This window comes from Streptomyces sp. NPDC107550, from assembly GCF_055639095.1.
Genome location: NZ_JBVKBC010000021.1, coordinates 16845 through 38380 on the forward strand (window position 1 = coordinate 16845; position 21536 = coordinate 38380).

Here is a 21536-nt window from a genome sequence, read left to right on the forward strand (position 1 = left end):
GGGATCGCCCGGGGGTGGGCCTGGGTTCACCCCCGAACAGGGTGGTGGCCCGCTGGTGAGCCCGGTCGCCCGTTCCTAGCGTGGTGCCCATGGCGGATCACACGAACGACGGCCGAGAAGGCACCACCCGGCGCTCGGCGCTGCGCGGCCTGGGACTCGCGGCGGGCGGCGCGGCGCTGGCGGCCGGCCTGGGCACCGGCCCCGCCTCCGCCCGGGCCGCCGCCTCAGGCCCGCGCCGCGGACCGGTGACGTACGTGCTGGTGCATGGCACGCACAGCGCCGGCGCTTTCTGGACGCCGATCGCGCGGGAACTGGCGTTGCGCGGCCACCGCGTCGTCACGGTGGACCAACCGGGGCACGGCGCGGAGGCGTTCGTGCCGGAGTCGTACCAGCGGCAGGACCTCGCGGCGATGGCGGTCGAGCCGTCCCCGCTGAAACACCTCGGCCTCGACGACTACGAAGCGCGGGTCACGGGCATCGTCCGCCGGGCCGCGCGGAACGCGCCGGTGGTGCTGGCCGGGCACAGCCTCGGCGGCGTGTCGGTCAGCCGGGTCGCCGACGCGGTACCGCACCTGCTCCACCACATCTGTTACATGGCGGCGTTCTGCCCCAGCCGTGCGCTGCCCTCGGCGGACGCCTGCACGGCCGCGCCCGAGAACGCGGACGCCGTCAGCCCCGTGGAGCTGACCGTGGGCGACCCGGACCGGCTCGGCGTCCTGCGGCTGAACTTCCGTACGGGGGTCAGGGGTGAGCTGGCGCTGTTGAAGGAGATGATCTGCGCGGACCACCCCGACGCCGACTTCCGGCGCACGCTGGCCGGCATGCAGACCGACGAGCCCGTCGCCGCCTACGCGGCCCGCGCGGTCGGCCGGGCCGGCACCTGGGGGCGCGTGCCCCGCACCTACCTGCGGTTCGGCCGGGACCGTACGATCGCCACCGCGCTCCAGGACAGGATGATCGCGGAGGCCGACGCGGCCACCCCCGGCAACCGCTTCCGCGTACGCGACTTCCCCCGCGCCTCCCACGTGGGCCCCCTGGACCCCACGCCGGTCGCGGACGCCCTGCACGCGCTCGCCCGGTGAGCGGAGTCGGTGGGGGCCGTGTCAGGCGGGGGGCTCACGCCTGGACGTCGATGAGCGGCTTTCCCGTACCGGGCGAACCGTTCCCCGCGTCCCGCAGATGCTCGACCAGGCCACTGAGCGGGACCCGCGCCCCCACGGCCGTACGCAACAGCCCCCGGCGGAGATGGTCGAACACCGGGACGAACAGGGCGGGCAGATGGCCGCCGTCGCCCCGCTGGACGAGATTGCGCAGCCGGAACAGCTCCACGCGCGCACCGCGCCCCGCCCAGCAGTCCGCCGGGAGCGGGGACCCCGACAGCAGCCCGTAGTGGACGAAGACCCCGGCGCCGGACGTGGCCCTGTACACGTCACCGCCCACCTCGCCCCCCACGCAGTCGAAGGTCACGTCGGCGCCACCCGGCCCGACCGCCTCCCGCAGCCGCGCGGGCCAGTCCGGCTCGCAGGTCCGTACGAGGGCGCTCCAGCGGGACGGATCGGCCGGCGCCCGCCCGGGTGTGCCGCGTACGACACCGACCGGCGCGATCCCGCGCGCGTTCAGCAGCTCGGCCAGATGACCGGCGATGGCGGACGTGGCGGCGGTGACGACCACGTTCCGTGCGCCGGGCGGGCACAGCCGCTCGACCATGAGCGTCGCGGTGAGCGGGTTGATGTAGGCGAAGCACGCCACCTCGTCGGGCAGGCCGTCCGGCACCGGCACGCACCAGGACCAGGCGAGCGTCTTGAACCGCTGCCAGTTCCCCGCAGAACCGAGCGGCAGCACCCGCCGCCCCACGGCCGCGCCCGGTACCCCGGTGCCCGCCCGCTCGATCACGCCGACGCCCTCGAAGCCGGGGACCATCGGGAACGTGGTCCGCGAGCCGTACGCGCCCGAGACGGTGACCGCGTCGGAGGGGTTCACCGTGGACGCCAGCATCCGCACGACGACCTGCCCCGCCGAGGGCGCCGCCGGGCCGTCCGCCGCACGCGCCTCAAGCACCTCCGCGAACCGCCCCGGCCGCCCGGCCACGACAGCGAGCACGCGCCGCCCCTCCCTCTGCGTACGACAGTCGTCTCATCGTACGCAGACCGGGGAAAGCCCAGCTCAGCGGCCGACACCGCCCGACTCGCGCAGGAGGGCCGCGCACGGCCGCGCGAGCGTGGAGGATGACCGGCATGGACCCTCAGCAGATCGCCCGTGAACTGGCCGACGCCGATGATCTCCTGCGCAGGGCGACCATGGCCCGGCTCGCCTACAACGGGCCTGACGGGCTGCCCCGCGTCATCCCCATCGGCATCCACTGGACCGGCGAGGAGATCGTCATGGCGACCGCCGCCACCGCCCCCAAGGTCGCGGCGCTGACCGCCCGCCCCGAGATCGCCCTCACCCTCGACGCGGGCGACGACCCCGGCTCCGCGCGGAACCTCTCCGTACGCGGCATCGCCCGGCTGACGATCGTCGACGGCGTCGTCCCGGAGTACCTGGAAGCGGCCCGCAAGAACTACGACGCGGACACCGCCGCCGAGTTCGAACGCAACTGCCGCGCCCTGAACGACCGCATGGCCCGTATCGCGGTCGAGCCGCACTGGGCCCGCTACTACGACTTCGGCGCGGGCCGCGTCCCGCGGTTCCTCGCGGACCTCGCCGAGAAACAGGCGGGACCTGGCCGGCCCTGACCGAGCACCCGGATCGTGCACCGGCCCTGACGCTCCGGTCCCCGGGGCACCCTGCCTCCTGAGCACGGCTCGGCGGGCGCATTGTTCCCCGTTGCGGGAATCCCCCTCGGGGTGGGGCGGGCGCGCTGCAAGCTGGGGCGTGCCCGGGGCGGGAGTGCGGCTCGGGGCGGCCAACCGAGCGTGCGCGCCTGTCGGGAGACGGGGCGGGACCGGGAGAAGAGAACGTTCCATGATCAGTCGACACGCCGGAAGACCCGGCAGACCCGGCAGACCGCTCGGGCCCATCAGGCGGGGAGCCGGGCCCCGGCAGCGGGCGCTCCTCGAGCTGCTGCGCGAGGCGTATCGCAAAAGCGGCAGGACGCTGCACGACCTGGAGCGGGACACCGGCTGGCCCCGCTCCAAGATCAGCGAACTGCTGCGTGCCGCGGGCCGCTACCCGCGCTGGGAGTTCATGCGCTCGCTGATGGAGGCGCTCGGCTGGCCGCCCGCCTCCATCGTCATGCTGCGCGCGCACTGGGCGCTGGCCGCCAAGGAGGCCCACAAGCCCACCCGCTGGATCACCACCTGCGTCCCGCGCGACCCCGGCCCCGGCCCCGAACCCGTGTCGTTCCGCGCCTTCCGTGTCGCGTACGAACCGGTCTACTTCGCCTACGCGGCGACCTTCCTGCGGCGCCCCGCCGACGCGCGCCGCGCGGTCACCGACGTGTTCGACCTGCTGCTGATCATCTGGGAGGAGGCGCTGGCGAGCGACCGCACCAACCGGTTCGCCTGGCGGATCCTGCGCGGCACGGTCCTGGAACGCACCGCCCGCCCCGACGGGCCGCCGAGTCTGACCGAGGCCGCGTTCGCCACCCAGGCCCTGCGCGACCTCCGGCAGAGCGCGGGCGACCCCGGCGCACGCGCGCGGCAGGTCAACGAGACGATCCGCCTCTACGGCGCCATCGCCGCCCTGCCCGAGCTCCAGCGCGACATCATGATCCTGCGCCACCTCCACGGCCTGGACGAACACACCGTCGCCGACACCCTCGGCCTGCACCTGCCCTCGGTGCGCTCCGGCGAACGACACGCCCGCCGCACCCTCGGCCTGCACCTGTCGACGGGCCGGCCCACCGAGGAAGGAGACGGCGATGCGCAACGCCCTTGACCCGCTCGACCAGCTGCTCGCACGGGCCCGGCTGCGCGACGACGACTTCGCGTACCAGGGCCTCGGCTTCGGCCGCCCGGCCGGCGCGCCGGGCACGTACGACCCGGCCGGGCCCCCCGCCGACGACGCCGAGCGGCGCGGCGACGACGCCACCGAGGCCCGGCGCGACCTCGGGGCGCTGTGCGAGGCGGTCGTCCTGCTCGCCGGGTCCGACCACCTGACCGACTTCCTCGGGCACAGCCTCGTCCCCGAGCCGGAGAGCGCCACCACCCTCGGCTGCTGCCTCCACCTCGGCGGCTTCGAGGACGGCGCCCGCTTCTGGTGGCAGTACGCGGCGGGCGCCGAGGACCACCTCGCCTCGTTCTGCCTGTACCTGCACCACCTGAGCGCCGGCGAGCACGACCCCGCCCACTGGTGGCAGCGGCACACCCCGCACGCCCTGCCCACCGACACCGACCTGCGCGCCACCCGCCTCACCGGCATGGCCCCGACCGAACCCGCCGACACCAGCCTCCAGACGACCGTCCGCATCCTGCGCAAACTCCTCCGCGAACACCCCCCGGCCCGCGCCGCGCGCCCTCGCGTCGAACAGGCCGTCGCCCAGGTCGCCGCTGCCGTGGCGTTCGTGGACGACGACGTGGAGCTGCCGCTGCCCGACGCCCGGTTCGCCCCCCGGGTCCGGCTGCTCGGCGAACAGCTCCGCGCCGCCGCCCGCCGCCGTACGAACCCGCCGGCCGCCGCAAGCCCTGCGGAGCCCGCCGAGCCTTTGGCGCCGCTGCCGACACGCCGACCTCCGGACGCCGTCTGCGTACGCTTGCTGCCATGCGCATCAGACCGACGCTGAACTGGGAGCCCCCCGCCGACCTGCCGCCCGCCACGACCGACCCGACGGCCGTCGTCGACGCGGTGCGCGCGGGGGGCGTCGTGGTCCTCAGCGGCGCGGGGCTCTCCACCGAGTCGGGCATCCCGGACTACCGGGGGGAGCACGGCTCGCTGCGCCGGCACACGCCGATGACGTACCAGGAGTTCGTCGACAGCGAGTGGGCGCGGCAGCGGTACTGGGCGCGCAGCCAGATCGGCTGGCGGGCCATGCGCCGCGCCCGGCCGAACGCGGGGCACCGGGCCGTCGCCGCGCTCGCCCGCGCCGGACTCGTCACCGGCACCATCACGCAGAACGTGGACGGACTCCAGCAGGCCGCCGGTACCGAACGCGTGATCGAGCTGCATGGCAGCCTGAACCGTGTCGTATGCCTGCGCTGCGGAGCCCTCAGCGGACGCGCCGCCCTGGACGAACGGCTGCGCGCGGCCAACACCGGGTTCGACGCCGTCGCCGACCGCCACCGCGCCGCCCGCGTCAACCCGGACGGCGACGTGGAACTGCCCGACGAGGCCGTACGCGAGTTCCGCGTGGTGCCCTGCGACGCCTGCGGCACCGGAGTCCTCAAGCCGGACGTGGTCTTCTTCGGCGAGAACGTGCCACCCGCGCGCGTAGCGGCCTGCGGCGACCTCGTCGACACCGCCACGACGCTGCTCGTGCTCGGCTCGTCCCTCACGGTGATGTCCGGGCTGCGGTTCGTGCGCCGCGCCGCCGACGCCGGCACCCCCGTACTGATCGTCAACCAGGGGCCCACCCGGGGCGACCGCTGGGCCACCCGCCGGATCGACCTGCCGCTGGGTCCGGCGCTGACCGCGCTCCTGCCGAAGGTGCTCGGCCAGGCCGCCCCGGCGGACGCGCCCTGACCGTCCGGCGCGTACGGGGCTCCGCCGGGTCCGTCCCGCGTGTACGGGGCTCCGCCGGGTCCGTCCGGCGTGTACGGGGCTCCGCCGGGTCCGTCCGGCCCCCGCCGGGCCGCCGCGCACGCTCCCGGGGGCCGGGCGCCGTACCGTGAGCGGCACACCGTGCGTCTTGGGAGGAAACACGTCGTGCTGGGCCTGGTTCTCGTGGTGCTGCTGGGGTTCGCCGTCCTGCTCGGCAACGCCTGGGGGGAGCGGCTGCGCGTCGCCCCGCCGGTCGTCCTGCTCGCCCTCGGCGTCCTCATGGGCGTCGTCCCGGCGCTGCGCGCCGTGGAACTGCCCTCCGAGGTCGTGCTCCTGCTGTTCCTGCCCGTGCTGCTGTTCTGGGAGAGCCTGAACACCTCCCTGCGCGAGATCCGCCGCCACCTCACGGACGTCACGCTCGCCGCGACCGTCCTCGTCCTCGCCTCCGCGGGCGCCGTCGCCTGCGTCGCCCACACCGCCGGCCTCGACTGGGGCCCCGCCTGGGCGCTCGGCGCGGCCGTCGCCCCCACCGACGCGACCGCCGTCGGTGTCGTCGCCCGCCTGCTGCCGCGCCGCGACATCACCCTGCTGCGCGCCGAGAGCCTCCTCAACGACGGCACCGCCCTCGTCGTCTACGGCATCGCCGTCGGCGTCACCGTCGGCACCGAGCACGTGACCGTCCCGCACGTCACCTGGCTGTTCGTCCTCGGCTACGGCGGCGGCGCCCTCATCGGCGGCATCGTCGGCAGCCTCGTACAGCGGCTGCGGGCGCGGACCTCCGAGGGGGACGCGCTGCGCGGACAGGTGCTGCTGTTGCTGACGCCGTTCAGCGCCTACCTCGCCGCCGAGTACGCCGAGGCGTCCGGTGTCGTCGCCGTCGTCGTGTGCGGGCTCATGCTCAGCCAGAGCGGCCCGCGCACGGTCCGCGCCGAGGTCCGGGTGCAGGCCCAGCACTTCTGGACCGTCGCCACCTACCTCCTCAACGGCTCCCTCTTCGTCCTCATCGGCGTCGAACTCGTCCACTCCGTCCTGGAACTGAGAGGGGGTCAGCTCCCGCACGCCCTCGCCACCGCGGCCGGCGTCGCCGGGACGCTGATCGCCGTACGGTTCGCCTACTACTTCGGCGTCGCCGGACTCTTCCGGGTGCTGCGCCGCGGCACCGCCCGCGCCTCCGGCACGACGTACTCGGCGCGCAGGCTCACCGTCAGCGCCCTGTCCGGGTTCCGCGGCGCCATCTCGCTCGCCGCCGCGCTCGGTGTGCCGAGCACCGTCGCGGGCGGACACCCCTTCCCCGACCGCGAGTTGATCGTCTTCGTCACCGGTTTCGTCATCGTCGTCACGATGGCGCAGGCCGTCGTGCTGCCGCGCGTCGTCGCCTGGGCGCGCATCCCGCACGACGGCGGCGTGGCCCGCGAGGAGTGGCGCGCCGAGTCCGACTCGATCAACGAGGCGCTGGCCGCGCTGCCCGCGCTCGCCGACCGCCTCGACACCGCGCCCGATGTCGCCGAGGCCATCCGCGTCGCGGGCCAGGCCGAGGCCGACGCCCTCGCGCTGCGCTGCCAGGCCACCCCCGTCGACCCGGAGACCCACCCACAGCGCCTCACCGACGACGCCACCGCCCTGCGCCTCGCCCTGCTCGCCGAACGCCGGGCCGTCGTCGTGCGCCTGCGCGACCAGGGCGACATCGACGACACGGTCCTGCGCCGCCTCCAGGGCCGCCTCGACTCCGAAGAACTGCACCTGCTGCGCCACATCCCCGTCGACTGAGCCGACCGGCCGCCCGCGTACGGCACTTGACCGTACGTACGAGCGTCAGAACCCGGTGACCTTGCCGCTCGCCGACACCTCGAACACGAGCGTGACCGTGCGCCGTCCGCCCGGCGGCAGGGCGATGTCCCAGCGGGCGATGCCTCCGTCGTCGACCGCGTCCGGCGCGGGGGAGCAGGCGTCGCGGCGCAGCCGGACCTCCACCTCGGCGACCTCCGACACCGGCAGCCGCTCGCGGACCGTCACCACACGCTCGCCCCGCTCGTCCGGCGCGGAGAACCGCGAGATCCGCAGCGTGACCTCGCGTGTGACGACCGTGCGGTGTGTCAGGCCCGTCGTCTCCCGGCGCTCCTCGGTCTCCCGCAGGACCCGGAACGCGTCCGCGCCGCCGAACGCCAGATCGGCAGGGGCGTCCGGCGCGGTGAACTCCAGGGTGCCGCGCCCGGTGTAGCCGCTGCCCCGGACCAGTTCGACCGGGCCCGCGAGGAGGGCGTGCCCCGAGGTGTTGGTGAACCGTACGGACTCCACGACCTGCGGCGACAGCTCCGGCGCGCACACCAGCTCGGCGACCGCCGCCGAGACCGCCCGGGTCAGCGGCACGCGGTGGGCGCGGCCGTCGCCCGGCACGGACACCGGATCGGGCGCGCGCAGCACCCGGGCCTCGCCGCCGTCGTCCACCCCGGGCAGGCCCGGCACCCGGTCGAGCGGCAGCCGGGCGTGTTCCACCTCGCGGGTCTCCACGGCCACCGTCCGGCGTTCGGCGGCGTCCCGGTCACGCAGCGTCAGCAGGTCCGGCACGAGGCGCGGCGGCAGGGTCGGGCCGCCGGACCGGGCCGTGGACAGGGTCAGCCGGACGCCGGACCAGTCCTCGCCCGTGCGCTGCCACACCAGCGCGTCGGTGTGCAAGGTCAGTTCGCCGTCCCCGAGCGTCGCCCGGTACGCGGGCCGCCACACGGCGCACGGCGTGAGATGGCTCAGCCGCACCTCCGCGGGCCCCGCCCGGCCGGCCCGCACGGTCACCTCCGCGTACGCGGTCAGCTCCGGCGGCGCCTCCTCCGCCTCGGACAACGCCTGGTACGCCAGCGCCAGTTCATCGGAGACATGCGCCAGCCGAGCCTGGGCGTCATGGAGTTCGTCCTCGTGCTGGGCGCGTTCGGCGTCGACGCGGTCCGTCTCCGCCGCCCAGCGCTCCGGTTCGCACCGCCCGTGTCCCGCGCCCTCCGCGATGTCGCGCAGCAGGTCGGCGGCGAGCACGCCCAGCGCGTCCGCGCGGGTCCGCAGCCGCTCCCGCCGGCGCTCCAGCGCCCGCTGCTCCTCCTGGAGCGCGCGGACATGGCGCCGCAACGGCGAGTCGTTATCGGCGTCCTCGCGCGGGGCGCGCGGGGTCCACGTGCGGGTCAGGCGGACGTCCAGCACGGACGCGCCGGGGGAGCCGCCGATCTCGGCGTGCAGACTGCGGTCGACGGCGAGCGCGCTGATCGGCCCGAACCGCAACGTCCGTACCCCGGAGGCCAGTTCGACCGTCGCGGTGCGCTCGATGTGCGCGCGGTTCTCCAGGCAGGTGACGGCCGTGACGGGCAGCGGGACGGCCTCGGCCGGCGCGTCGGCGCGGGTGGCGTCCGGGGCGGGGAAGGGCGTCGTCATGGTGGTCAGTTCCTCCGGTTGCCGCCGTCGAGGGCCTTGGCGGCCGGGACGCGGATCTCGTAGCCGCCGTGGAGCGCCGCCGTGCCGCCCGCGGGCACCTCGACCCGCCACAGCCGGGTGCCGGGGGCGTGCGCTTCGGTGGCGGGGTCACCGGGGTCACCGGGGTCGTCGGCCGGGGGCCGGGTCCAGTCGCCGGACTCCTCGATCCGGATGTCGGCGTCGTGCGTCACCGGGACGCGTTCGCGAACCTCGACGGTGACCGGGCGGCCGAGCCGGTTGGCGAGATCGACGTGGACGCGGTGGTCGAGAACCGTCGTCGTGTTCCGCAACCCGGCCGTGGACTCGGTGAGTTCGGTGCGCCGCACGGCCCTGACCGCCTCGGCGGGCCCGAGCCCGACCCGGCCCCGGCCGCCCGGCGCCAGCGTCGGCAGCGCCGCCGACGGCAGGTGCTCGCCGTCGGCCGTGACGTCCACCGGGCCCGCGAGGAGCGCCTGGTCGGTGGTGTTCGACACCAGCAGCGTCGCGTACACGGTCGGGTCCACCGCCGGGACGCACACGTACTCCGTGGTGAGCGCGACGGGCAGTTCCGTCACGGTGACGGTGTGCCAGGCGCCGTCCGAGGGGACGACGGCGGGCGCGGACGCGTCGTAGCGGTGGTCGAAGGAACCCGCCGACTCGCGCGGACGCACCGCGTGCCCCGGCAGCGGCAGGGCGCCCACGGCCTCTGCGCGGCGCCGGTGCTCGGCGGCCACGAGATCGCCGCCCCGGCCGGGCAGGTCGCCCGCGTACGGGACCGCCGCATCCGGCAGCAGCAGGCCGCGCCGCGCGCCCGGCTCGTCGGGGCCCCCGAGGACGAGCGCCGCGTAGTCGAGGTCGGCGGGGTCCGGGGCGGGCGGCGGCGCGGGCACCGGCTCCTCGCCGGCCGCGTGCCGGGCACGGCCCCCGGCGGCGCCTCTCGCCGCGCGCGGCTGTACGGCGCCGGGTGCGGGCGGTTGCGTACGGGTACTGCCGGGCGGCGGCGGGCCGGAGGGAGCGGCACCGTAGGCGACCGGGGCTGGGGCATGGTTCAGTGGGACGGGCGGGCCCGGGGGCGGTCCGTACCCCGCGACAGGCCCGTGATCCGCGGCTTCCGGCAGGTCCGGCGCCCCCTCCTCCGCCGCCGCGTGGACCGGCGGCGCCGACGCCCCCGGCGCCGGCACGGGCCGCGCCGCCCCGCCGACGGCGCCCCGGAACAGGGCCCCGCCGCCCGGGCGCGGGCCCGCCGCGTCGTACCCGGCGAACAGGTCACCGAGCCCCGCCGGGGGCTCCCGCCAGCCGGACGGCTCCGGAGCGGGCTGCCTCCGGCCGATGTGCAGGGACCGCAACGTCGGTACTCCGGTGGGGCGTTCGAGGTCGGCGGTGGACAGGGCGAGCCGGACGCCGTTCCAGTCCTCGCCCGTGCGCTGCGCCACCGACGCCCGCAGCACCAGCCGTGCCTCGCCCGTGCCCTGATGGAACGTCAGCCGGTACGCGGGCACCCACACCGCGCCCGGCACGCGGTACTCGACCTCCACCTCGACCTCCGCGGCGCCGCCCGCTTCCGTCTCCGCCTCCGTGCCCGTGATGGCGAGGTCCGCCGTCATCGTCGTACGGACCCGGGCGGTGGGGGAGTCGGTGGAGGCGCGGGCCAACCGGTCCTGCGCGACGGTGAGTTCGTGCGCCGCCCGCTCCACGTCGTCCTCCAGTGCGGCCAGCCGCTCGTGCAGGGCGCGCAGGCGGTCGTCGACGAAGCCCGCGAGGCCGAGCCAGGCGTCCACGGGCGTGGGCCGGTGCGGGTCGTCGCGCTTGCGGGGCGGCGGCACGGGCCGCAGCGCGGCGATCTCCTCGACCCGCGCGCGCTGCCGGTCGCGGTGCAGGGATGCCCGTTCGTGCGCGGCGCGCAGCCGTTCCACCTCGCGGAGCAGGGCCGGATCGGTCTCCGGCGCCGCCGGTTCCGCGTCGACGACCGGGCGGGCTGCGGTGACCCGTGCGCCGGACCCGCCGAGCACGCGGGCGCGCAGTGACCCGGGGTCCAGCGCGCGCGGCAGGCCCGTCACGCGGACGCGGCCGTCCGCCGGGACGACGCCCCTGGCGCGCCGGTGGCACACGGCGCCGCGCGCGTACACGACCACCGACGTCAGCTCCGACTCCCACGGCCGTGCCGTCCCCGCCATGGCTCTCCGCCTTCCTCGCCCGCACCCCCGAGGCGCCCTCGGGCCCGGGTACGCACCTTACGCGCAGGTGTGCGGGCATGGACCGGGGCTGGCCTCAGCGCATACTCCCGGCCTCCGGCCCGGGGCCCCGGCAGGCTGGCCTCAGCGTCAACTTCCAGCCCCTCCGGCGATTGAGGAGCGGGGGCTGGGGCAGCGCCCCAGAGTGCCGGGTGCGTCGTGGCCGCTCGCGCAGTTCCCCGCGCCCCTGACGGGGCTGCCAGCACCGGCACTTCTTAGGCGCCCCCCGCCTTGGGCAGTCTGCCGCCTGGGGCGGCAGGGTGGGCAAGGCGGCACCCTAGCGCCGGGTGCGTGATCGTTGTGCCTCGGGTGCAGCCCCGGTGGGGCTTCTCGCGCAGTTCCCCGCGCCCCTGAGGGGGCTGGCCTCAGTGCATACTTCCAGCCTCTCCGGCGATTGAGGAGCGGGGGCTGGGGCGGAGCCCCAGAGTGCCGGGTGCGTCGTGGTTGGGCGCGCAGTTCCTCGCGCCCCTTACGGGGCTGGCCTCAGCGGCGATATTCAGGTCCCCGGGGCTGGCCGCCTCGTAGGTCCGGGCCCGCGCCCGTGGAACCGCGTACCACCAGTTCCGGCATGAAGACGAACTCCGTGTGCGGCGCGGGCGTACCGCCGATCTCCTCCAGGACCGCACGGACCGCGGCCTGGCCCATCGCCTGCACGGGCTGCCGGATCGTGGTGAGCGGCGGATCGGTGAACGCGATGAGCGGCGAGTCGTCGAAGCCGACCACCGACACGTCCTCCGGCACCCGGTGCCCGGCCTGACGCGCGGCGCGGATCGCGCCGAGCGCCATCATGTCGCTGGCGCACACGATCGCCGTACAGCCCTGCGCGAGCAGCGACGCGGCGGCGGCCTGGCCGCCCTCCATCGTGTACAGGGAGTGCTGGATCAGCGCCTCGCTCTGCTCGTCGTCGAGCCCGAAGCGCTCGGCCATGCCGCCCCGGAACCCCTCGATCTTGCGCTGCACGGGCACGAACCGGCGCGGCCCGACCGCGAGTCCGATCCGGGTGTGGCCGAGCGAGGCGAGATGGGCGACGGCGAGCCGGGTCGCGGCCCGGTCGTCGGTGGAGACGAACGGCGCCTTGATGAGCGGCGAGAAGCCGTTGACGAGGACGAACGGGATTCCCTGGCCGCGCAGTTGGTCGTAGCGCTGGGTGTCGGCCGTGGTGTCGGCGTGCAGCCCGGACACGTAGATGATCCCGGAGACGCTGCGCTCGACGAGCATCTCCGTCAGCTCGTCCTCGGTGGAGCCGCCCGGGGTCTGCGTGGCGAGGACCGGCGTGTACCCCTGCCGGGTCAGCGCCTGCCCGATGACCTGCGCGAGCGCGGGGAAGATCGGGTTGTCCAGCTCCGGGGTGATGAGGCCGACCAGGCCCGCGCTGCGCGAACGCAGGCGCGCAGGACGCTCGTAGCCGAGCACGTCGAGCGCGGCCATGACGGATTCGCGGGTGCCGGAGGCGACGCCGGGCTTGCCGTTGAGCACGCGGCTGACTGTGGCCTCACTGACCCCCGCCTGGGCTGCGATGTCGGCGAGCCGCGCGGTCATGGGACTGGACTGTACCTGCCCGCGGGCGGAAAGCGCACCGGCTCCGGGAGGCCGTTCCGCAAGGCTTTTGGAAGACGTTGCAAAGAGCGCCGCCATCGGGATCCGGACGCCTTGCGGTGTTAACAGGCCATCGGAGCCAGCCACTTGCAAGCCTTTCGTACGGCTATGTCCCCTTCTGGCCGCCCCTGTCAACCGATCTTTCGGCAACTCTCCGGACACGGCGATGTAACGATGCATCGCTCTTGCAGAAAAATCGCGCAAGGTCTTTCGCCGCGCTTTCCGCGCTGTTACGTTCACGTCGCCCGGCGGCGGCAACGGTGCAGTCGCCAGTCGGCCAGGGGAGCGGACGGGACCTCTCCCCGCCCACACGGGCTTTCACCCTCTAGGAGATCTCATGCGGCGTGGCATAGCGGCCACAGCGGTGGTGGCGTCCCTCGCACTCGCGGCGACGGCCTGCGGCGGTAGCGACGACGACGGCGGCAAGTCCTCCGGCCCCGTCACCATCACGTGGTGGGACACGTCGAACGCCACCAACGAGGCGCCGACGTACAAGGCCCTGGTCAAGGAGTTCGAGAAGGCCAACTCCGGCATCAAGGTCAAGTACGTCAACGTGCCCTTCGACCAGGCGCAGAACAAGTTCGACACGGCGGCCGGCGCCAGCGGCGCCCCGGACGTGCTGCGCGCCGAGGTCGGCTGGACGCCCGCCTTCGCCAAGAAGAGCTACCTGCTCCCGCTGGACGGCACCGACGCGCTCGCCGAGAAGGACAAGTTCCAGCCCAACCTCATCAAGCAGGCCCAGTACGAGGGCAAGACCTACGGCGTGCCGCTGGTCACCGACACCCTCGCGCTCGTCTACAACAAGGCGCTGCTGAAGAAGGCCGGCATCACCGAGGCGCCCAAGACGTGGGACGACCTGAAGAAGGCCGCCGCCACCGTCAAGGCCAAGACCGGCGTCGACGGCTTCTTCGGCTCCGAGAAGGGCTACTACTTCCAGCCGTTCCTGCTCGGCGAGGGCACCGACACCGTCGACGCCGCCGGCAAGAAGATCACCATCGACTCGCCCGAGGCGAAGAAGGCCGGCAAGACCTGGCTGAGCCTCTTCGACGGCAAGGGCCTGCACAAGGCCGACGTCACCGCCGACTCCTACGCGCACCGCCAGGACGCCTTCGTCAACGGCAAGGTCGCCATGACCGTCGAGGGTCCCTGGGAGGTCACGAACTTCTACAAGGGCTCCGCGTTCAAGGACAAGAACAACCTCGGTGTCGCCACCGTCCCGGCCGGCTCCAGCGGCAAGGCGGGCGCCCCGACCGGCGGCCACAACCTCTCCGTGTACGCGGGCTCCGACAAGGCCCACCAGGAAGCGTCCCTGAAGTTCGTCAAGTGGATGACGTCGGCGAAGACGCAGACCACCATCGCGCTGAAGAACGCGACGCTGCCCACCCGCCAGGACGCGTACACCGCCGACGTCACCAAGGATCCCGGCCTCGCCGGCTACCAGAAGGTGCTCTCCGCGGCGAGCCCGCGCCCCGAGCTGCCCGAGTACTCCTCGCTGTGGGGCCCGCTCGACACCGAGCTGCCCAAGGCCGCGAGCGGCAAGACGAGCCTCGACGCGGTGCTGTCCTCCGTGCGGACCCAGTACGCCAAGCTCCTGCCGGACGGCTTCACCAAGTAACTCCCCGATGTAACGCCCCGATCAGGTGCCGCGGTTGCGCACATCGCCCGCCCCGCGCGCGGAACCGCGGCACCCGCCGTACGGCAGTACGCCGTACGGCACTCGGCCCGTTCCCCACGCGAACCGGGCGGGCGCCCCGCGATCTGCCCGACCGCCCCGGCCCCACCGCACCCCCGCCGCAGACCAGAAGGTGTTCCCCATGACTGTCGCCGTCGAGCGCCCGGCCGCCCCCAGCGGGGGTGACCGCGACCGGCGCCCGGGCCTGCTCGCCCGCCTCAAGAACGGTTACCAGAAGCACTGGTACGCGTACGCGATGATCACGCCGGTCGTCGTCGTGCTCGCCGTCATCGTGCTGTACCCGCTGGTCCGCGGCTTCTACCTGACGCTCACCGACGCCGACAGCCTCAACTCGGCGCGCACCATCGGCGTCAACCACATCGACGCCACCTACAAGTTCATCGGCCTCGACAACTACGCCGACATCCTGTGGGGGCCCACCTCCTACGAGCGGTTCTGGTCGCACTTCATCTGGACCATCGTGTGGACCGCGGCCTGCGTCGCCCTGCACTACGGCATCGGCCTCGGCCTCGCCCTCCTGCTCAACCAGAAGGGGCTGCGCGCCCGCACCGCCTACCGCATGATGCTGATCCTGCCGTGGGCCGTGCCGACCTTCGTCACCGTCTTCGCCTGGCGGTTCATGCTCGCCGACGCCGGCGTCGTCAACACCACCCTCGACGCGCTCGGCCTGCCCAGCCCCTCCTGGCTGGAAGAACCCCTGTTCCAGCAGCTCGCCGCGATCATGGTCAACACCTGGTGCGGGGTCCCCTTCATGATGGTCTCGCTCCTCGGCGGCCTCCAGTCCATCGACGCGACGCTCTACGAGGCCGCCGAGATGGACGGCGCGAACGCCTGGCAGCGCTTCCGCCACGTGACCCTGCCCGGTCTGCGCTCGGTCAGCTCCACCGTCGTCCTGCTCGGTGTCATCTGGACGTTCAACCAGTTCGCCATCATCTTCCTGCTGTTCGGCAACACCGCCCCGGACGCGCAGATCCTCGTCACCTGGGCCTACTACCTCGGCTTCGGCCAACAGCCGCGCGACTACGCCCAGTCCGCCGCCTACGGCGTGCTGCTCCTGTCCATCCTCATCGTGTTCACCTCCGTCTACCGCCGCTGGCTGAACCGCAACGACGTATCAGCCGCCATCTGACGCAGCAGGAGCAGCCACGCCATGAGCACCCAGACCCTCACCACGACCCCGGTCCCCGAGCCCGAGCCCGTGTCCGCAACGGTCGCCGCCGCGGGCAACGCCCCGCGCCGCGGCCGCCGCAGCAGGGGCGCGTCGGTGGCGACCCACGCCGTCCTCATCGTCTCCAGCTTCGTCGCGCTCTTCCCGATCGGCTGGCTCGTCTTCCTCTCGCTCGGCCCGGGCAAGGACGACTACCTCCACCCGTCGAAGATCCTCGACACCGCCACCCTCGGCAACTACGCGTACGTGCTCCAGCACACCAACTTCCTGAAATGGCTGGGCAATACGCTCGTCGTCTCGCTCGGCACCACCGTCATCGGCGTCCTCGTCGCCGCGACCAGCGGCTACGCCGTGTCGCGCATGCGCTTCCCCGGCTACCGCAAGTTCATGTGGGTGTTGCTGGTCACGCAGATGTTCCCCGTCGCGGTCCTCATGGTCCCGATGTACGTGATCCTCTCGGACCTGCGCCTCATCGACACCTACGCCGGCCTGATCATCGTCTACCTGACGACCGCCGTGCCGTACTGCGCGTGGCTGATGAAGGGCTACTTCGACACCATCCCCATGGAGATCGACGAGGCAGGACGCGTCGACGGGCTCTCGCCGTTCGGCACGTTCTTCCGGCTGATCCTGCCGCTGGCCCGGCCGGGACTCGCCGTCGCCGCCTTCTACACCATGATCACGGCGTGGAGCGAGGTCGCCTTCGCCAACACCTTCATGCTCGACGACCAGAAGTACACCCTCGCCGTCGGCCTGCAGAGCTTCGTCAGCGAGCACGACGCGCAGCGCCAGTACATGGCCGCCACGGCCGTGCTGATCGCCGTCCCCATCTCCGCCGTCTTCTACCTCGTCCAGAAGAATCTGGTCACCGGTCTGACGGCGGGCGGCACCAAGGGCTGAACCACCCTTCCTCATCGACCCGTTGTCCGGCCCCTCACGTTTCAAGGACGCCATGAGCCAGCAGCACTCCGCGGAGGTCTCCGCGACGCCCGCCCCCACCCGCGAGGCCACCGACTGGTGGCGCGACGCGGTCATCTACCAGGTCTACCCGCGCAGCTTCGCCGACAGCGACGGCGACGGCACGGGCGACCTGGAGGGCGTGCGCCGCCGCCTGCCGTATCTGAAGGACCTCGGCGTGGACGCGGTGTGGCTGTCGCCGTTCTACGCCTCCCCGCAGGCCGACGGCGGCTACGACGTGGCCGACTACCGTGCCGTCGACCCGATGTACGGCACGCTGCTCGACGCCGACGCGGTCATCCGCGACGCCCACGCGCTCGGCCTGCGCGTCATCGTGGACCTCGTACCGAACCACTCCTCCGACCAGCACGAGTGGTTCAAGCGGGCCGTCGCCGAAGGTCCCGGCTCGCCGCTGCGCGAGCGCTACCACTTCCGTCCCGGCAAGGGCGAGAGCGGCGAACTCCCGCCGAACGACTGGGAGTCCATCTTCGGCGGCCCCGCCTGGACGCGCCTGCCCGACGGCGAGTGGTACCTGCACCTCTTCGCGCCCGAGCAGCCCGACCTGAACTGGGAGCACCCGGCGGTCGGCGACGAGTTCCGCTCGATCCTGCGGTTCTGGCTCGACATGGGCGTCGACGGCTTCCGCATCGACGTCGCCCACGGACTCGTCAAGGCGGCGGGCCTGCCCGACCTCGGCGGCTCCGACCAGCTCAAGCTGCTCGGCAACGACGTCATGCCGTTCTTCGACCAGGACGGCGTGCACGAGATCTACCGCACGTGGCGCACGATCCTCGACGAGTACGACGGCGAGCGGATCTTCGTCGCCGAGGCGTGGACCCCGACCGTCGAGCGCACCGCCAACTACGTGCGCCCCGACGAGCTGCACCAGGCGTTCAACTTCCAGTACCTCGGCGCCCCTTGGGAGGCGTCCGAACTGCGGAAGATCATCGACTCGTCGCTCGACGCGATGCGCCCGGTCGGCGCCCCCGCCACCTGGGTCCTGTCCAACCACGACGTGACCCGGCACGCCACCCGCTACGCCAACCCGCCCGGCCTCGGCACGCAGATCCGCACCGCCGGCGACCGCGCCCTCGGCCTGCGCCGCGCCCGCGCCGCGACCCTGCTCATGCTGGCGCTGCCGGGCTCCGCGTACGTCTACCAGGGCGAGGAACTGGGTCTGCCAGATGTCACCGACCTGCCCGACGAGGTGCGCCAGGACCCCTCCTTCTTCCGCGCGCAGGGCCAGGACGGCTTCCGCGACGGCTGCCGCGTCCCGATCCCGTGGACGCGCACGGGACCCTCGTACGGGTTCGGGGACGGCGGGAGCTGGCTGCCGCAGCCCGCGACCTGGGGCGACCTCAGCGTCGAGGCGCAGACCGGCGTCCCCGGCTCGACGCTGGAGCTGTACCGCACCGCCCTCGCCGCGCGCCGCGCCCACCCCGGACTCGGCGCCGGTGACAGCGTGATCTGGCACGACGACGCGCCTGCGGGCGTGCTGCACTTCGAGCGGCCGGGCTTCGTCTGCACCGTCAACACTACCGGCGCCCCCGTGCGGATCGCCGCGCCGGGCACGGTCCTGCTGGCCAGCTCGCCTCTCGACGCCGTCGCCGACGGCGAGGTCGAACTGCCCGCGGACTGCACGGTCTGGTGGGCCGCGTGACGAACCCCGGGCCGCGGGGCGCCGCCGACAGCGGCGCTCTGCGGCTGCACGACGTCGCGGCCCAGGCGGAGGTCAGCGAGGCCACCGTCAGCCGCGTCCTCAACGGCAGGCCCGGCGTCGCCGCCGCCACCCGGCAGCGCGTCCTCGCCGCGCTCGACGTGCTCGGCTACGAGCGCCCGGTGCGGCTGCGGCGGCGCAGCGCCGGACTGATCGGCCTGGTCATCCCCGAGCTGACCAACCCCATCTTCCCGGCGTTCGCGCAGGTCATCGAGCAGGTCCTCGCGGGGTACGGGTACACGCCCGTGCTGTGCACGCAGATGCCGGGCGGCTCCACCGAGGACGAGCTCGTCGAGCAGTTGGAGGAGCGCGGCGTCAACGGCATCGTGTTCCTGTCCGGGCTGCACGCCGACACCACCGCGGACGCCTCCCGCTACGCGCGCCTCGCGGAGCGCAAGGTGCCGTTCGTCCTCATCAACGGGTTCAACGAGCAGGTCAACGCGCCCTTCGTGTCGCCCGACGACCGCTCGGCCGCCCGGATGGCGGTACGTCATCTCGCCGACCTCGGGCACGACCGCATCGGCCTGGCCATCGGGCCGACCCGGTTCGTGCCCTCGCGGCGCAAGGCCGAGGGGTTCGTCGCCGCCCTGCACGAGCTGCTGGGCCTCGGGCGCGAGGAGGCCGAACGGCTCATCCAGCGCACCCTGTTCACCGTCGAGGGCGGCCACGCGGCCGGCGGCGCCCTCCTCGACCTCGGCTGCACCGGCATCGTCTGCGGCAGCGACCCGATGGCGCTCGGCGTGATCCGGGCCGCGCGCGAACGCGGGCTGCACGTGCCGGGTGACGTCTCCGTGATCGGCTTCGACGACTCGCCGCTCATCCCGTTCACCGACCCGCCGCTGACGACCGTCCGCCAGCCCGTGCAGGCGATGGCGACGGCGGCCGTGGGCGCGCTCCTGGAGGAGATCGGCGGCACTCCCGTGCAGCGCACGGAGTACGTCTTCCAGCCCGAGCTGGTCGTGCGCGGATCCACGGCGCAGCCGGCCCGCGCGCACGTTTCCTGACGGGGCTCAAAAGCGCCTCCGGGCGCGGGAGTCGGGGCTCCGGTCCGGGCGCCGGGCGCGTGGGGCCCGGCCTGACCGGGCCCCCGGCGTCCCGGACCGGAGCGTGGTTGAACGTAACACCGCCGCAACTCTTGCGTAAGACCTTGCAGGGGAGATCTGCCCTGGAAGCCGTCATGTCAACGGCTTGATAACTGGGGGAGTCCAGAGGGTTGACCCTGGGGGTGGCGGCTCATACGGTCACCCCGCAAAGAGTTGCAGCAAGATTCGTAAGATCCCCCACCGGCCTTACGGGCATGGCGCGTTGCCCTTCGACTCAGGAGGAACCATGGCCAGAAAGTCCGTGGCCGCGACCCTCGCCGCACTGGCGGGAGCAGCGGCCGCCCTCACGGTCCCGGCCGTACCGGCCCAGGCCGCGCCGCCCGGCACCAAGGACGTCACCGCCGTCCTGTTCGAGTGGAACTTCGCCTCGGTCGCCAAGGAGTGCACGACCACCCTCGGCCCCGCCGGCTACGGCTACGTCCAGGTCTCCCCGCCCCAGGAGCACATCCAGGGTCCGCAGTGGTGGACCTCGTACCAGCCCGTCAGCTACCGCATCGCAGGCCGCCTCGGCGACCGGACCGCGTTCAAGAACATGGTCGACACCTGCCACGCCGCCGGCGTCAAGGTCGTCGCCGACACCGTCATCAACCACATGTCCGCCGGCTCCGGCACCGGCACCGGCGGTTCCTCGTACACCAAGTACGACTACCCGGGCCTCTATTCGCGCGCCGACATGGACAACTGCACGGCCACGATCAGCAATTACCAGGACCGCACCAACGTCCAGGAGTGCGAACTCGTCGGCCTCGCGGACCTCGACACCGGTGAGGAACACGTCCGCGCCACCATCGCCGGGTACCTGAACGACCTGCTCTCGCTCGGCGTCGACGGCTTCCGCATCGACGCCGCCAAGCACATGGCCGCCGCCGACCTCGCCGTCATCAAGTCCCGGCTGACCAAGCCCGACGCGTACTGGAAGCAGGAGGCGATCTACGGCGCCGGGGAGGCCGTCTCCCCGAGCGAGTACCTGGGCAACGGCGATGTCCAGGAGTTCCGCTACGCCCGCGACCTCAAGCGCGTCTTCACCGGCGAGAAACTGGCCTACCTGAAGAACTTCGGCACGGCCTGGGGCTACATGGACTCCGCCAGGTCCGCCGTCTTCGTCGACAACCACGACACCGAGCGCGGCGGCGACACCCTGAACTACAAGGACGGCGCGACGTACACCCTCGCCAGTGTCTTCATGCTGGCCTGGCCCTACGGCTCGCCCGACGTGCACTCCGGCTACGAGTGGAGCGACAAGGACGCGGGGCCGCCCAACGGGGGCGCCGTGAACGCCTGTTACACCGACGGGTGGAAGTGCCAGCACGCCTGGCGGGAGATCTCCTCCATGGTGGCGTGGCGCAACACCGCGCGCGGCGAGGCCGTCACCGACTGGTGGGACAACGGCGGCAACCAGATCGCGTTCGGCCGGGGCAGCAAGGCGTACGTCGCTCTCAACCATGAGACGAGCGCCCTGACCCGGACCTTCCAGACCTCCCTGCCCGCAGGTACCTACTGCGACGTACAGAGCGGCAAGCCCGTCACCGTCGACGCCGGGGGCCGCTTCACCGCGACGCTCGGCGCCAACACCGCGCTCGCCCTCCAGACCGGCGCCAGGACCTGCGGCACAAGCGGTACCGACCCCGCCCCGGCCACCGGCGCCTCCTTCCGCGTCAACGCCACCACCTCCTGGGGCCAGAACATCTACGTCACCGGCGACAAGGCCGCCCTCGGCTCCTGGAACCCCGAGGGCGCCCTCAAGCTCGACCCGGCCGCCTACCCCGTCTGGAAGCTGGACGTGCCACTGCCCGCCGGGACGACCTTCGCCTACAAGTACGTACGCAAGGACGCGAACGGCGCCGTCACCTGGGAGAGCGGCGCCAACCGCACCGCGACCGTGGGCGCCGCCGGGAGTGTCGCCCTCGACGACACCTGGCGCGACTGACCGGCGCGGATCCGCCCCGGCGAGACCGCTTCCACCCTTGCCGGCGGCACCGCCGAGGCCGTACCGCTGACCCGCGCC

The 21536-nt window shown here is 73.5% G+C and carries 16 protein-coding genes; 12 read left to right on the forward strand and 4 right to left on the reverse strand.

Annotation, left to right across the window (positions count from 1 at the left end; genetic code table 11):
• Positions 1–254 precede the first annotated feature (254 nt).
• Positions 255–1082, forward strand: coding sequence for an alpha/beta fold hydrolase (locus ACZ7LY_RS24370; RefSeq protein ID WP_471626887.1), 828 nt, complete (start codon positions 255–257; stop codon positions 1080–1082).
• Between the two features lie 34 nt (positions 1083–1116).
• On the opposite strand, the gene ACZ7LY_RS24375 is transcribed toward ACZ7LY_RS24370, so the two are convergent.
• Positions 1117–2100: a zinc-dependent alcohol dehydrogenase family protein gene (locus ACZ7LY_RS24375; RefSeq protein WP_471626809.1), complete on the reverse strand. Its 984-nt coding sequence runs from the start codon at positions 2098–2100 to the stop codon at positions 1117–1119.
• Positions 2101–2234: 134 nt separating this feature from the next.
• Between ACZ7LY_RS24375 and ACZ7LY_RS24380 the strand changes: the two genes are divergently transcribed.
• The 5 genes from ACZ7LY_RS24380 to ACZ7LY_RS24400 all read left to right on the forward strand — a co-directional run bounded on the left by ACZ7LY_RS24380 (position 2235) and on the right by ACZ7LY_RS24400 (position 7404).
• A complete protein-coding gene (locus ACZ7LY_RS24380) occupies positions 2235–2735 on the forward strand; it encodes a pyridoxamine 5'-phosphate oxidase family protein (RefSeq protein WP_471626810.1) in 501 nt (166 codons plus the stop codon).
• Between the two features lie 229 nt (positions 2736–2964).
• Positions 2965–3879, forward strand: coding sequence for a helix-turn-helix domain-containing protein (locus tag ACZ7LY_RS24385; RefSeq protein ID WP_471626811.1), 915 nt, complete (start codon positions 2965–2967; stop codon positions 3877–3879).
• Entirely contained in the window at positions 3863–4723 is an 861-nt protein-coding gene (locus ACZ7LY_RS24390) for a hypothetical protein (protein ID WP_471626812.1), read from the forward strand. Before ACZ7LY_RS24385 ends, ACZ7LY_RS24390 begins: the two co-directional genes overlap by 17 nt.
• Complete coding sequence (locus ACZ7LY_RS24395; RefSeq protein WP_471626813.1) at positions 4702–5619, forward strand: NAD-dependent protein deacetylase; 918 nt, start codon at positions 4702–4704, stop codon at positions 5617–5619. The genes ACZ7LY_RS24390 and ACZ7LY_RS24395 overlap by 22 nt, the downstream gene beginning before the upstream one ends.
• Positions 5620–5802: 183 nt before the next feature.
• Positions 5803–7404 carry a Na+/H+ antiporter gene (locus ACZ7LY_RS24400; RefSeq protein WP_471626814.1) on the forward strand — a complete coding sequence of 534 codons (1602 nt, stop codon included), beginning with the start codon at positions 5803–5805 and terminating at the stop codon, positions 7402–7404.
• Positions 7405–7449: 45 nt separating this feature from the next.
• Here ACZ7LY_RS24400 and ACZ7LY_RS24405 read toward each other — a convergent pair whose 3' ends face one another.
• The 3 genes from ACZ7LY_RS24405 to ACZ7LY_RS24415 form a co-directional block, all read right to left on the reverse strand.
• Complete coding sequence (locus ACZ7LY_RS24405) at positions 7450–9048, reverse strand: mucoidy inhibitor MuiA family protein (protein ID WP_471626815.1); 1599 nt, start codon at positions 9046–9048, stop codon at positions 7450–7452.
• Positions 9049–9053: 5 nt separating this feature from the next.
• Complete coding sequence (locus ACZ7LY_RS24410; RefSeq protein WP_471626816.1) at positions 9054–11240, reverse strand: DUF4139 domain-containing protein; 2187 nt, start codon at positions 11238–11240, stop codon at positions 9054–9056.
• Positions 11241–11780: 540 nt separating this feature from the next.
• Positions 11781–12836 (reverse strand): LacI family DNA-binding transcriptional regulator, encoded by a 1056-nt coding sequence (locus ACZ7LY_RS24415; protein WP_471626817.1) that lies wholly within the window; start codon positions 12834–12836, stop codon positions 11781–11783.
• A 394-nt stretch (positions 12837–13230) separates the two neighbouring features.
• On the opposite strand from ACZ7LY_RS24415, the gene ACZ7LY_RS24420 reads away from it, so the two are divergent.
• The 6 genes from ACZ7LY_RS24420 to ACZ7LY_RS24445 all read left to right on the forward strand — a co-directional run bounded on the left by ACZ7LY_RS24420 (position 13231) and on the right by ACZ7LY_RS24445 (position 21458).
• The gene (locus ACZ7LY_RS24420; RefSeq protein ID WP_471626818.1) at positions 13231–14508 is read left to right on the forward strand and encodes an extracellular solute-binding protein; all 1278 of its coding nucleotides are present in this window, start codon (positions 13231–13233) and stop codon (positions 14506–14508) included.
• Positions 14509–14707: 199 nt separating this feature from the next.
• On the forward strand, positions 14708–15715 hold the full coding sequence (locus ACZ7LY_RS24425; protein WP_471626819.1) for a carbohydrate ABC transporter permease: 1008 nt from the start codon (positions 14708–14710) through the stop codon (positions 15713–15715).
• Positions 15716–15736: 21 nt separating this feature from the next.
• Positions 15737–16654, forward strand: coding sequence for a sugar ABC transporter permease (locus ACZ7LY_RS24430; RefSeq protein ID WP_471626820.1), 918 nt, complete (start codon positions 15737–15739; stop codon positions 16652–16654).
• A 52-nt stretch (positions 16655–16706) separates the two neighbouring features.
• Positions 16707–18371 carry a glycoside hydrolase family 13 protein gene (locus ACZ7LY_RS24435; protein ID WP_471626821.1) on the forward strand — a complete coding sequence of 555 codons (1665 nt, stop codon included), beginning with the start codon at positions 16707–16709 and terminating at the stop codon, positions 18369–18371.
• Positions 18368–19432 carry a LacI family DNA-binding transcriptional regulator gene (locus ACZ7LY_RS24440; protein WP_471626822.1) on the forward strand — a complete coding sequence of 355 codons (1065 nt, stop codon included), beginning with the start codon at positions 18368–18370 and terminating at the stop codon, positions 19430–19432. Before ACZ7LY_RS24435 ends, ACZ7LY_RS24440 begins: the two co-directional genes overlap by 4 nt.
• 325 nt (positions 19433–19757) lie before the next feature.
• Complete coding sequence (locus ACZ7LY_RS24445) at positions 19758–21458, forward strand: carbohydrate-binding module family 20 domain-containing protein (protein WP_471626823.1); 1701 nt, start codon at positions 19758–19760, stop codon at positions 21456–21458.
• Positions 21459–21536: the final 78 nt, after the last annotated feature.